A 923-nucleotide genomic window follows, 5' to 3' on the forward strand; every position below is an offset into this window, starting at 1 on the left:
TATTCGCGCTCCGGCACTCCATAGCAGCCACCGGCAATTTCGATCAATTTTTCCCTGTCCACAATTCGCACGTTTCCGCGGGTCGATCGGATGGCGTGGACGCCCTCAAGGACGTGGAGTTCATTGGTGACGCCCGAACGGCGGACACCGAGCATCAACGCCAGAAATTCATGGGTAATGGCCAGGTTGTTGCCTTCAAGGCGGTCGTGACACATCAGGATCCACCGCGCCAACCGTTCATGCATATTGTAGCGGGCGTTGGCGAGCGCCGAATGGGCGAGTTGCAGCACGGTTGTGTGAACATAGCGAAGGAAGAAATCCTTCATCTCGGGATCATCGGCGAGCGCGCGCTGAAACGTCTCCATCGGCACCATAATTCCCGACCCTGCGACTTGCATGAAGGTGCGCGTGGGGGTGGTCTCTACCGCCAGAAGGACGTGCATGCCGGAAGCGCCTTCGCGCCCGATATGGCCAATTTCCACCACTTCTTCGTCGATGCTGCTGACAACCATGGATGCCAGGCCTCTTTCCAAGAAGCAGACATGCGTGGTTGGGACGTCGCTGGCAACAAGAACGTGCCGTAGTGGAAGGTCGACGCGCTCCATCCCTTCCGAGAGGCGTGCGAAACCGTCTACGCTCAACAATTTCAGCAGGGTATTTTCGACGGTCGATTGGTCAATGTGAGTCATAGCGGCTCCGCATGGGAGCTTGGATGTCAAAACCAAACGCCTGTGAGTTGGTGAAAAACTAAGGGACGGTCGTTGGTTTGACCATAGGTCCCAAGGAACTGTGCGTTTATGACAAAACCGCACATAAGCCGCTGAAATTGTTGACGATCAGCGACGAAAATCGGTAGCGCTGTTTCGATACCTGCCAAAGAGCTTAGCACATTTTGCCTCGGCATGCGCGCTCATTGCGAAAGG

General features: G+C 55.7%; 1 protein-coding gene. It reads right to left on the reverse strand.

The window, feature by feature from the left end; genetic code table 11:
- Positions 1–689: Crp/Fnr family transcriptional regulator (locus tag V8P77_RS34690; protein WP_335916761.1), on the reverse strand; the 689-nt coding region annotated here is incomplete at its 3' end.
- Positions 690–923 lie beyond the last annotated feature (234 nt).

The sequence above is a fragment of the Rhizobium aouanii genome (genome assembly GCF_037002925.1).
Lineage (GTDB): Bacteria > Pseudomonadota > Alphaproteobacteria > Rhizobiales > Rhizobiaceae > Rhizobium > Rhizobium aouanii.